Below are 12,145 nucleotides of genomic sequence, written 5' to 3' on the forward strand. Positions count from 1 at the left end.
TGGGTGGAGCGAAGCGATACCCATACTGCCTCGCCATCGATGGGTATCGCTGCGCTCAACGCCATCCTACGAACAGGCCCGGCGTTTATCGGGTGGACGGGGTATCCACCTGCGGCCATTGCCGGTAGGGCACCCACAGCATGCCTTGCCAGTGCAGCACCGTCAGGGCCTGGGTGGGGCCGTGGAGGGTTTCGCGGCGGGGTTGGCGGGTGTCGTGGCGGTAGCTGTCGCGCAGGGTGGGCACCACTTCCTGGGTGATCCATTGGCGGATGCAGCGGTTTTCCGGGTGGAAGTAGTGGATCAGCGTGGCATACACGGCGGATTCGCTGAGCAGCAGTTCGTCCTCGTAGTCGCCGTTGCCGCCGCGCAGCCAGGCGCGGCGGTGCTGGTCGTCGTCCAGGTTGCGCAGTACGCGCTCTTCCAGCGACGGCATGCCCATCAGCCGGCCGAGGTCGCGGGCGCAGAACCAGCATTGGTCTTCCAGCAGCAGGGCGCGCAGCTGGCGCTTGTGGCGGGTGAACAGGGTGGGGATCAGGACCTCTTCAGACATGGCGCACCTCCGGGGTGGAGGGGGAAGAGGGCAGGTACGGTGGAGCGCCTTCGTGAAGGCAAAGAGGGATAGGCATATCCATTTCCTCAATGGAATACACCGCTACTTTCGGGAGCAGTTTTGCCGCTATGTGAAGCGTTTCTTAGGCGCTGGGGGCATTTATATTATTTTTATTGAAAGTCAATATTTTGGTGTGATGTTATTGTTTTTTAATCTAAGTTTTTAATTATAATTTCCGCTATTTCATTGAAGTGCTCGGGTTTTTCTTTTGAAATTGTCATGCAGAAAATCGAGAGCGCCTCTGTTGTTGAAAGACTTAGGTCCTTGCCAATGCTGTAGAATTCATTGTGTTTTCCTGATTCTATTCCACTTTCAATGACGTCTAAAATGTTGTCCTCAGGAGTTTTTGTTAATAGGGAAAGCTCCGTTAGTAATGTCTTGGATGTTTCTAGTATCCATGCTTCTGGCCAAGTGGTACCTGGCAAATATGAGACTCGCGCTTTTAGCCAGGTAATGAAGTCATTGTCTTCTTTTTCAAGAATGGATTTTGCTTTTTTAAAGTTGTCTCCCTCTTTGTTTCTTTGGTCTCCGTCAAATATTGCAATTGTGTTTTTCTTGTTTTTCCGTTTATATGTGGCTGCAAGTTGTATGCTTAGGGCGGATGCCGATCCAATGGATTCTATATTCACCCGAGATCTAAGGTTTGTTGGAATGGCAAGCGCAATTAGAGTCTTCGCCACATCGTCTTCGACGAGGATGTCAAGTTCTCGGGAATTTTCGGCGCTAAGCTTTGAAAAAGCATGCTCAGCAGATACCCCAGTAGTTGCAATGGTCTTGTTGTTTACTTTTTCGAGGAAAATTCTTGCTTCATCTGGTAGGCATTCGAATATTTCACTGGAGTGTGTTGTACATATTATTTGCGCTTTGCGCTCTAAACAGACCTCTTTCAATTTCTTAATGAGGCGTTTCTGTGCCTCAATGTGAAGACCTAATTCGATTTCATCAATGACGAATAGTGATCCTTCTGGGCATGAAAAAATCGTTGTAAATATCTCAAATAGCGCGCTTTCACCGGCCCCCATATTGAATCCAGATATGGTTATTCCGGCGAATTTTGCTATTGGCAGTCTATATTTTGAGTGGCTGCTGACTTTGAATTCATCATATTTCTTGCCAAGAATAAAGCCAACAATAGATGCGACCTTCTCCTCCCAGCCCGCAGGAGCTCCTTCTTTGAATTGTCTGCAGTAACTTCTGGATTGGCTTTTTTCGCTATGAGGAATAATTCGCTCTATACCAACGAAAATTGTATTCCTGATTACGCGGCCAGCATATTCATTCCATTTTCCGTTTTGAGCTTTGTGTCGTATTTGATAGGCAACTCCCTTTCCGTCGGGATAGTCTGGTGAGATTCTTAGTTTGTTGTATGCGAAATGGTATCGAATACTAATTCCCTGTGGCGGAACTTCTTCTTTGTGTTGAATAAAGAAATCTGCAAAAGTGTAATAGGTTTGTTTTCGGTTGGGGGCTTTGTATCCCTCTGACAGGTTGTGGTATGCGCAGCAGGCTAGAGCTAGAATTGTTGATTTTCCCGTTCCATTTTTCCCAGCAATTGCTGTAATAGGAAAGTCGAAAGATAAATCAACTTCGGTGAGGCCCCTGAATCTTCCCTTTTCAAGAAAAATCCGCCGAAGGTGATTTCTGTCAAAGTCGTTAGTGAACCAGTTTTTTAATTTTTTATCGATGGTGCTAAGACTATATTTCATAGCTGTCCTTAAAGAAAAACCCCGCGCAAGGCGGGGTTTCTCGTCTTTCTAGTCGCTGCCCCAAAAATCCTTCTCGGGAGTATAGCGTTTCTAATGGTCTTGACTTGCTGCTTTGCTACTACCGTACCTTTTCAGATGGATTTATCCCAGGTGCCGAATATTATCAATAGGTTACCAACCGGCTGGATTTGCTCCGTTTCACCAATTCCTGGAATATGTGCTTTCTTTTGCACTAAGTACTGGACTGATAGGGAGTCGGAATTGGCCACGAGGGTGAATGACGGTTGTGGCGGATCATTGGGGCACGCTGCGTGCTGGTAGGGGAAGAGCGTGTGACGGAGAGGAGAAACTAAGAGGGAAGTGGATTAATACTCAGGGGATGCTCTATAGATAGCGTCAAGCTCTGCTCTTAAAATTGTATTTTGACCTTTGAGAAAGTCCTTGTGGGAGGGAGGAAGAGGATGAATTCTATTTTTCGCTATTTGCTGCTGAATTCTTTTTGGACTTAGTCGGTACTCAGTTCTCGCCGTCTTTTCAGTAGTGTAGGTTTTGAAGTGATTTTTCACCTTCTCGGCGTCTAGAGAACTCATCAGTGATGTAGTTGTTAGCTTGATTTCTTTAATGAAGCTTGCAGAAACAAATCGGGCATGGATCATGATTGTTGAGCAGCCTGAGAGCTTCTCAACCTCCAAAAACGTGAGAAGCCGACTTCTCCAGCGTAGGGCCTGATACAGGCTTTTGCGGGTACATAGATCCCTGCCAGGAAGTCCTGTGCTCCGAATGGCCGGAGCAGTCTCCAAAATGCCCATCTTGATGAGGGTCGGGATATCCTTGACGCCCAATCGTAGTTTGCTGGCTGCTTCGCTAAATAATATTCCTGAGCAGGAGGAGGTCTGGAGTCTGGGGGCTGTAGGAGGCCTAGGAGTGGTAAGAAATGAGAGAAGCTCTGCGGAGATTTTGTCCTTTCGATAGGCGACGAGTGATGAGCCGAAAGCCCTGTTACGTACCTCCTGGATACCCGCCGAAGTCAATAGTTTCTGTACAGTCTTGGGTTTGATTCCTAGATTCTTGGAGATTTCACGGTTGAGTACATAGGTCTGGTGGAACCTTTCGACCTCACTGCAAGGGAATAGCACCCCAACTTTCCTCTGAAACCGCTCTCCCTTAAGTAAGCCAAAGTAGTGAAGACGCTTTATCGTCTGCTTACTCGTGGTCAATGCGTATGCTGCTTCCGTTGCATTCATAAGCCTATTGGCGTTGCACGGATAGGGCTGATGATCGAAGTCATCCCAACTGATTTTGGGACACTCCATCAGTAAGCGGCAGAGATCCTGTACTTGGAATAGTTTGATAGTGGTTCCGGTAGGCCTGCTCTGATTTGGGATCTTGCTCTTCTGGGATCTTTCAATCTTGAAGGTAAATCTGAGCTCTGCTGGATTGAATAATAGTTGGCTACACTCACAGGCGTGAGCTCGGGATGAGGGTTTCTGCTGCGATGCGGCAAAAAAGTACTCGATGGCATAAGTGCGCAATTGGGTGTTGTCTGTCAGTAGCCATGGTGCCAGAATTGCCCGCCGATGTAGGCAAGGGTAAAGAGATTGTTGCTTTCTGATATGGCTGAAGAAGTAGTCTTTATCACCGGTGGCGACGTTTTGGCAATCGGCTAGCAAGTCATGGCTGCGTATTGGGCTTTCTAGATAGCGTGTGCATTTTATCGCTGTGCAGAGGTTTTTCATATAAATATGGTCAGCCTCTTGGAGTGCCTGCGCAACTAGCATCGTGGAGTAACTATTGGCGGGTTGAGTCGTGAGTTGGCGTAAGTCTTGGCCGCAGGCGCAAATCCAGCCTTTTAGGTTGCGCCAGCTAATAGGGACGTTACAGCTAGGGCACGTCAGATAGTAATATTGGCTGTGTTTGGGGCAGATATCACAGAACTCATAAGCATGCATGTGGTGTAAGTAGCCCTCTCTCAGGCAGTCTGGACATATGGCCAGATCTTGGCGCAGCATGTGAGTCGGTAACCGTATCCCGTTAATCGTGAATACGTCGGTGCGATAGCGCATGGACTTGGTGTTAAATATAGATTTAAGTAGTTCTCGATCTTCGTTTCTCAGTGTGGGTTGCCCCAATATCAATCTATATAGATTCGATCCTACCCATTGATTAGCGGGGATCCCACTATTCCCCAGGCCAAAAGACTTAAGGAATTGGTCCACGCAGAGATAACCATTTCTTTGAGCCATTCTCAGGATGGTGCTTGCAAAGCTTTCCTCATCCAGTGGAAGGGCGACATAAGGGATTCTCATCATTATAGCTTACCAAAAAGAATTCCCTGCAGCTCTGCTAGCGAAAGTTCAAAGGGGTTCTTCTTCGTCAGGCGTCGCGCATAATGAATTCGTGTCGCGGCATAAGCCAGGTCTTCACGGATAAACTTTCGGTCGTTTCTTTCCAGTGCCTGTTTCAAGGCGGAGTGTAGCAATAGCCTGAGGATGCGCAGGTTTCCAGCAGTGAAAATAAAAAGTGCCAACAGAAGTTTTTCGTCGCAAAGAACCAACACTTCATCAAACGGCATGGCATTGCTGATTTCTCGGGCAAAGGCCGCCACGAGTGTGGCGTAAACGTCCTGTTCCTCTGGTGTGCCCAGCGAGAAGTTGTACAGGTAAGCCCTGAACGGAAATCTGCCCGCCAGTTGCTCATCTTCATCCACGATCTCCTCACTTTTTCGAGTGCCGGAGAGAATGACAGTGCCTTTGAACGTATTGATCAATACCTTAACCCAGTCGCATACTCCGTTGCGTGTGGGCTCGGCTCCTCGTGATATTAGATGTTGCCACTCATCCAAAATGATGATTTTCGTGCAGCAAGTAGCTAGCAAGGTAAACAATCGACTCTCCAGGTTACTGAGAGATTGATTGTTCTTGTGTGAGCCCAGCTCCTTAAGAATACGATCGACGAGGCCTTTGATCGTTGCATGAGGTGGGACTACACAGCTGATAACCGGCCGCAGGATCGTGACGCCGTCCTTGCTGCGGGTAACTCGGGAGTCACCGACCCGGGCGGTGAGGATTTGACAAATTCGCGTTTTGCCGGTGCCGGCATCGCCGAGCAATAGCACCGAACTTGGCTCGTGGCGGTCACGGGTCATTTCGATTGCCTCATTGATGGTGTCCATCGCATTCTTGAAATACGGGTGGACCACGGTAAATGAGGAAAATCTGGTAAGAATGTCTGTTGTGTCAGGACTCTTCATGCTGAATATCCTCGACGTTAAATGTTTCGAACTTCTCGGTCTCGATGATGCTCAAGGAAACTGAAATTGGGCGGAAATTGGCCTCCTCAGAGTGTACGTAAGGGCGTTCCAGCGATTTGTTTTTCCCGGAGGGACAACTCTTTTTGCCTCGTTGCTTGGCAGAGCGTTGAGCAGCCTTCCTTTTGATCTCTTGGATGTCCTCGAAGAGTTCCTTGCGCACTTTCAATGCCAAGCTCTCATTGAAGTTTGTCCGGCTCTCATTGATCTCTCGCATGACGTTGAGGTGTTCGCTTAAGGTCAATTCATGCTGATATGCTGGTCGGGTTGCAAATGCCGGAATCATCTCTTTAGGCGAATTGCGATGAGCAACCCAGACCTCAGAGAGGTCACATGGGTCGTAATAGACGATAGCGGTTTGTTTTTTTCCCAAGCGTGCGGCAGTTTCTGCAATTCCAGGCCCGGTCCATAAGAGATTGAACATTCTCACACGGCCATTGGACAGTCTGCGATAACAGATGCTACGTGTCAGTTGCTTGAGGTCGGATGAACTGTAGCGTTCTGGCGGTGGTGATTTCTGAAGGAGTTCCAGGCGCTTTTGGTGAGGCGACATGTACAGTTCATCGTGGTAACTGTTATGGTAAATCTTCAGCCACTTGATAAATGCGGTGCGAAGTTCCTGGAGTGTGAGGCAGGCATGCTCTTTTGACTTGTAATCACCCAGCTTGGCGGGCGACTCCTTGGTCGTACCGGGCAGCATATGCACCAACCCCTGATCAACGGTTCGGAAGAAGCGCTCAATAAAGGCTTTCGCGTCCGGTTGTCCTGGAGGGACGTAGCGCAGCGAGATGCCCAGGGTATTGGCAATGTTCTGAAGCCAGTCGTTGGCGTTTTCTGAACCATTATCCAGATCAGCGTTACGCATCTTTCCCCCGCTGTCAGGATCATCCTCGTCTCCTTGAATGGCATTAATGAGAGCTAAAACCACGTGTTCTGCGCAGACGGCGCCAAGCGACATGTGCCAGCCCGTGCATTCTCGCGTGCTAGGGTTGAGTCCTGCGACCAGGACTGGCCGTCCCAAGGGTTGGCCGGTTTCGTCGACAACCACCACATCCATGGTTTTTGTATCAAATTGCACTGTGGCGTACAGGTCGTCCTCCACATAGAGAGCTCGGCCGTGTTTAAAGGTCCTTTGTGCCGCCTTGTTTCCTTCGCGCATACGTACGGCGAGGTAGCGGTCGGTGCTCACCACTTGCCGCCAGAACGTGGCATAGGAGGGCGGTTTTAGTAGCGGCATGTCCGCCTTCGCACGCTTAACGTTTTCCGCCTGAATATGTCCTTTCAGCAAACGGTAGGTGTATTGAATGGTCGGGCGTTCGCGAGTCAAATAGACCGTGTTGATGTAATGTTTCATCATTTCGATTACGGCTAGTTTGATCGCGCGTGACCGATGTGTGGGATAGTTGGGTAGCAATGCCAACGGATTACGATTGTTGCGCAGATAGCGCATGGTCCAGCAGTACACTGTGACGGGGGAGGGTTTGCGCTGATCGCCGAGAGAGGCGGCGGTCACGTCAATCAGTTTGCGCAGACGGCTTCTCGTGCAGCCCGTAAGTTCTTTCTGTTCCAGATAGGCTTCTACATAGGCACGGCGATAGTCATATTTCTGCCGGTCGGCTGCCGAGCGGAGCAACCGAGAAGCGTCGCTGAGCTCGCCAGGGGCGGCCACCTTTTTAGTGATGCTGCCCTGATGTTCCAACACGGCAAACTCCGCGCGTGAGAGGTAGCGTCGCTGGAATCCAGTAAGTGAGCACAGAGAGATCTGGTCATCCAAGACGCAGGTGACGACATAGGTGTCGTGTTCCAGATCGTACTGGGCACCGACCATTGGGGGGCTTGAATGGCTCATGATAATACCTCCAGCGTCGTGCTTGTTGTTAATAAACGGTCCAGATCAACGCCGAAGACCTCGTTGAAAATGGCCAAGTATTTGGCCGAACAGCTGATGGCTGGTAGTTCTCGTAGCAAGGCGTCGAGTGTCAGATGTCTCGGCAAAAGAGGTATTTGGCTAATGAGGTAGGCGTATTCTTCGGGGCGGGTATTGAACGAGCGTGAGTACAGCAGTTTTAGATTTCTCAATAGATGGTGTGGGCGGATATCACTGGTGTCTAAAAGTTGAAGTTCGCTACCGCGCTCGTTGAGTAATTTTTTTGCAGCCGTTAATTTTCGAAGATATTTTGAGGGTAATCGATTTCGATCTGGTTTTACCTCTACATAAAATAGCTCTTCACTACTGTTTACGCAGAAGTCCGGTGTGTAGATAAAAGTTTCGCCGTCATCGAGAAGCGTCAAGGTTTCAGGTTGGCTCCGATAGTCCAAGACTTGCTTATCGAACTCAAGTAGGAGGCAGTAATCTGCTTCCAGCACGCTTTCGCAGATTACTTGACAGTTATTCTTACGGGACGGGAAAAAAACAACATTTTTTCCATAGTGACAGCGAGTCACGTTTCGTGCTGTTTCATTAGCTGCAGCCATGATGAGTCCCCTGGGCTGGATGGGCCTAACCAGGTGCCGTACTCAGTACGCGACGAGAGCAATTCGCATCCTCGCCATGTGTCGACACTCAAGGTCGAGAGTCCTCCTCTTTACGGCCCGGTGTAATACGGAATTTCGAATTTTTTCTTGAGGCTAAATGCGTCTAAACCGGGGCTTAGATAGGGGTGTTGCTTTAGCATTTGCTAGGCGTATGGTGAGGGGGTGTTCTGCTTGGTACGGTATGGGTCGATGGAGCTAGGCAGGCAGCCAACGCGGCATGTCACGCGTTTGCGTTCGCTCTTCATGGGGCACTCGTTGCCTCAGGTGTTTGGTTGTGCGCATAAACCCTATGCCCTAATGACCGCAGGGAATATGTGGGCTGATCGTCAAGTACTGAACGGACTGATGGACAATCCTTATCAAGACTGGCGGGTCTGTTTTCGGGGCGGAAAAATCCGAGATGAAGTGCGTATTCGCTTGTGCGCGGAGTTTCCGATGTTGTCCGAGGTCTATAATAATCCACTCTGGGATGTTCTAAGGGTGCTGGCCACTCAACAACCTACCGATAGCCTTGTGGAACACTTTAAACTGAACGGTCATGATATTGCCGGCTTCTCCAATCCAGACATGGAACGCCTTTGCGGCGTGCCGAGCTGGCAGCGCTTTGGATTGCTATTGGCGATGCTTTTCTCATTCTCTTTGAAGTGGCAGCTGCACAGTCTATGGTTGCAGAAGAATTTTTCGAATTACTTTGAGATAGCTTGTTTGCGCGAACCACTTTGCTTCGTTTCGACGGAACTGTATGAAGTGCTGAGTTCTCTGCTCGCTAAGCGTCAGGATATCGTCATAAATAATTGGCCAGAAACCGCCGAAGCACTTCATCAATCCATCAAATTCAGGAATTATTTGTTTTGCCTGATGCGTGAAATGCAGTGGGCAAAAGACGCGGATGATCGAGGCTATGAACTACTCTGGAAGCTAATGGATCGTCATTGGGCTTGCGAACTCAAGGTGCTGCTGATTGACAGTACGCAGGGGAGTAGAAGGCCCTGTTCCACTGCGTTGCTGCAAAGTGCGAGACGGGCACTAGACTACCAGCGGCGAACTCAACTGCAGTTTGTCGCGTAGGGTGCACACCAAGGCGTCACTCTTACCGGGTCTCTTGTCTGGCGAGGGTACTGGCCTGAGCAATTCGTTCAGGAAGCGTGTGTTGCAGTACCGTCTGCAACTGTTCGATTTGACGGCGCTGGTCACGCAACTGGTGTTGTTGCACGCGTAGCGCTGTTAGGTGCGGACGGAGGCGCTTTTTCAGCGATGATGCTTCTTCCTCTGCATCCAACCGCGCGCGTTGCAGATGTGCCTGTTCGGTGTTCCATGCCGCTTGGCTCTGTTCGATTTGCGCGTGCAGTTCGCGCAGTTCCCGCTCCTTCTCAAACTCCCGCTGAGTCAGCATTTGAGCTTCGGCGATGAGTCGTTCATTGGCGCGATTGAGGGCGACGACATCGTTTTGCTGGCTCATCAACTGGTCTCGCACGATGCGAAGCTCCTTCTTTAACTGTTGGAGTTGCGCTTCATGGCGGCTCAGTTCTTGGGTTCTTAGCTCCTGTTGGTGTTGCCGATAATGTTCGAGGGAGTCGCGCGCATGTCGAAGCTTCTCTTCTAGCGATCGCAGCTGTGCCGCACGCTCCTCCAGCAACAGTTGAGCATTGGTGTCGGCTTGCAGTAGGCGGCGAATCTCGACTTCCCCGTGTTGCTGTTGATTCAGCAACAGGTGTTCACGCTCACGTTGCTCTTGCGCCAGTTGCTTCAGCTGGCTGACTTGCTCCTGCAACTGCTGGATCCGCTCGACCTGAAGTTGTCGTTGATGGCGAAACTCCTCCTTCTCTCTCGCCAGGGCTTCGCGTTGCGTGATGATCGCGTCCTCGGCCGCGGCCTGCAGACGTTCCGCCACGGGTAGCAAGAGATGCTCGAGCTCCCGAATCAACGAGGGCGTTGGATCAGGTCTAGGCTGATTAATGAGTTCCTTCAGATAGCGTTGAATGGTGCTTTTGGATCCGGTGTTACCTAGCTCGATACGGACGTTGTCGATGGTAGGGCGCAAGCCTCGCGCAAGCAGCGCATCGCGAGCCTGTTTGACCAAGGCTTTGTTGACTCCGGCATTGGCCATGGCGACCTCCGACAATTTCGTAGCGTGTCATGGAGTATGGAATTACAGGTGTACTGCCGCCGAATTTTGGCATCAACAGCTGACGAACTGACGTTAGAGAATTGGGATTTCTCTAACGTGAGGCGTGAAAAGCACCGTTATAGGCGGTTATTCGGTACGCGGGAGGTGGCTCATGGCGACTGACCGGGTGACGCACTATATCCAGGCCGGCACGCGTGACAGTACGCTGCGCCGCTATCGCCAGGCCCTGGAGCATTTCGAGGTGGTCTGGGGTGGTTTCCTGCCGGCGACTGCCGAGTCTGTTGCGGCCTACCTGGCGGACTACGCCGGTGAGTTGTCGAGCAGCACGCTGCGCGGGCGTTTGGCGGCGTTGGCGAAATGGCATACGCGCAATGGCTTTGTCGATCCCACCAAATCGTTGCGGGTGCGCGAGGTGTTTCGTGGTATCCGAGCCGAACATCCGCAGGTGGAGCGGCAGGCAGAACCGTTGCAACTGCAGGCGTTGAACCAATGTGTGGAATGGTTGGAGCAGTGCGAGCAGTCGGAGGATGCCGCTGAACGACTGCGCGCTCACCGTGATCGCGCGCTGATCCTATTGGGCTTCTGGCGGGCCTTTCGCAGCGACGAGCTGTGCCGACTGCAGGTGGAACACATCCACGTGCAGCCGTCGCGAAAGCTCGTGGTCTTCGTCCCGCGCAGCAAGGGGGATCGCGAGAACCGCGGGCAACACTTCAGCGTACCGGCCTTGCAGCGTTTGTGCCCGGTGCAGGCCTATGAGACCTGGCTGGCCGTTTCTGGCCTGCAGCAGGGGCCGGTGTTTCGGGCGCTGGATCGCTGGGGGCATCTGGCCGAGGAGGCGCTGCACCCGAACAGCGTGTCACGCATCTTGCGCCAGGCGCTGCTGCACAGTGGTTTGGCGGCTGAGCGTTATAGCAGCCACTCGCTGCGTCGTGGTTTTGCGACCTGGGCCAGCGACAATCGCTGGAGTCAGAAGGCCCTGATGGAGTATGTCGGCTGGCGTGATGGGCGTTCGGCCTTGCGCTATATCGAGCCGGAGATGCCCTTCGGCGAATTGCTGCGCCAGCCCTCCCGGTCGTGACGCGCCAGGGGGAAGGTGGCTGAAGAAAAAATCGACCAGAACCCCCGAAGTGAAGATTTTCTGCGGGGAGTGAGGAAAACTTTCAGGCGGGCGGCGGCCGTGAAGATTTCCTTGCGGCAAGAGGACTGCCGACAAGCATTGCGCGAGGAGTCGTACTACTCAGGTTGGCCATTTGCGCGCATGCTGCATTCAAAGGGGCGGACAACGAGGGGTGTTATGGACGCCGTGGATTTACCGAGGATGTCGGTACCAGCGCTGATGGAGTACCTGCGCGCTGCGGATGGAGTAAGCGTTTCGCTGGAGCGCTACCTTCAGGTGTTCGCCATGCACCCGGAAACCTTGGCGGCTCGGGCGGGCGTGACGTGCAGGGAGCTCTCGCATACGCCGGAGTCGGCGCCAGTGCAGGCGTTTATCCGGGATGCGCTGCGGGTGGTACTGATGTTAGCGGAGAGTGGTTCCTCGCTCGACCGCGTGATTTTCTGTTTCCGTAACGAGCCGCTGCCGGCCTTCGATTATCGAACGGCAGAAGAGTTGGTCAGTGCGGGCAAGACCGACCACGTACTCCAGTTCATCGAGTCTTGGCTAGCAGGGGCTCAAGGATGAGTCGCAAGGCTTCCCTTGGCCCCTCTGCCTATGTCTATGTGGCGTGTTATCGAACACTCCTCAGGGCAGTGGATCGCCGTTATGACGTTCGTGGCTATCTACTGCATGACATGGTGCTGCTATGCCTCGCGAATCATGGCCGGCTGCCACCGGCAAGACGATGCTGTTACCGGGAGTT

10 protein-coding genes are annotated in these 12,145 nt (G+C 51.8%); 3 read left to right on the forward strand and 7 right to left on the reverse strand.

Going from position 1 to position 12,145, the window contains the following annotated elements:
- Positions 1-85: 85 nt before the first annotated feature.
- The 6 genes from PKO50_RS07740 to PKO50_RS07765 form a co-directional block, all read right to left on the reverse strand.
- On the reverse strand, positions 86-550 hold the full coding sequence (locus PKO50_RS07740; protein ID WP_275629291.1) for a BRO family protein: 465 nt from the start codon (positions 548-550) through the stop codon (positions 86-88).
- A gap of 209 nt (positions 551-759) precedes the next feature.
- Positions 760-2,316: an AAA family ATPase gene (locus PKO50_RS07745; RefSeq protein ID WP_275629292.1), complete on the reverse strand. Its 1,557-nt coding sequence runs from the start codon at positions 2,314-2,316 to the stop codon at positions 760-762.
- Between the two features lie 365 nt (positions 2,317-2,681).
- Positions 2,682-4,325: a hypothetical protein gene (locus tag PKO50_RS07750; RefSeq protein ID WP_333545911.1), complete on the reverse strand. Its 1,644-nt coding sequence runs from the start codon at positions 4,323-4,325 to the stop codon at positions 2,682-2,684.
- Between the two features lie 299 nt (positions 4,326-4,624).
- Entirely contained in the window at positions 4,625-5,566 is a 942-nt protein-coding gene (locus tag PKO50_RS07755) for a TniB family NTP-binding protein (protein WP_116424777.1), read from the reverse strand.
- Positions 5,553-7,472, reverse strand: a complete 1,920-nt coding sequence (locus tag PKO50_RS07760; RefSeq protein WP_082816381.1) for a DDE-type integrase/transposase/recombinase — start codon at positions 7,470-7,472, stop codon at positions 5,553-5,555. The genes PKO50_RS07755 and PKO50_RS07760 overlap by 14 nt, the downstream gene beginning before the upstream one ends.
- Positions 7,469-8,098 carry a TnsA endonuclease N-terminal domain-containing protein gene (locus PKO50_RS07765; protein ID WP_082816380.1) on the reverse strand — a complete coding sequence of 210 codons (630 nt, stop codon included), beginning with the start codon at positions 8,096-8,098 and terminating at the stop codon, positions 7,469-7,471. The genes PKO50_RS07760 and PKO50_RS07765 overlap by 4 nt, the downstream gene beginning before the upstream one ends.
- A gap of 405 nt (positions 8,099-8,503) precedes the next feature.
- On the opposite strand from PKO50_RS07765, the gene PKO50_RS07770 reads away from it, so the two are divergent.
- Positions 8,504-9,226 (forward strand): hypothetical protein, encoded by a 723-nt coding sequence (locus PKO50_RS07770; protein ID WP_141679808.1) that lies wholly within the window; start codon positions 8,504-8,506, stop codon positions 9,224-9,226.
- A gap of 22 nt (positions 9,227-9,248) precedes the next feature.
- Here the strand turns inward: PKO50_RS07770 and PKO50_RS07775 are convergent, their stop codons facing one another.
- Positions 9,249-10,265 carry a DNA-binding protein gene (locus PKO50_RS07775; protein WP_061562293.1) on the reverse strand — a complete coding sequence of 339 codons (1,017 nt, stop codon included), beginning with the start codon at positions 10,263-10,265 and terminating at the stop codon, positions 9,249-9,251.
- Between the two features lie 172 nt (positions 10,266-10,437).
- On the opposite strand from PKO50_RS07775, the gene PKO50_RS07780 reads away from it, so the two are divergent.
- Both PKO50_RS07780 and PKO50_RS07785 read left to right on the forward strand, forming a co-directional pair.
- Positions 10,438-11,364: a site-specific integrase gene (locus PKO50_RS07780; protein WP_058490489.1), complete on the forward strand. Its 927-nt coding sequence runs from the start codon at positions 10,438-10,440 to the stop codon at positions 11,362-11,364.
- A gap of 15 nt (positions 11,365-11,379) precedes the next feature.
- Positions 11,380-11,967, forward strand: a complete 588-nt coding sequence (locus PKO50_RS07785) for a hypothetical protein (protein ID WP_141679809.1) — start codon at positions 11,380-11,382, stop codon at positions 11,965-11,967.
- Positions 11,968-12,145 lie beyond the last annotated feature (178 nt).

It is taken from the genome of Pseudomonas sp. 273, from assembly GCF_029201425.1.
Lineage (GTDB): Bacteria > Pseudomonadota > Gammaproteobacteria > Pseudomonadales > Pseudomonadaceae > Pseudomonas > Pseudomonas delhiensis.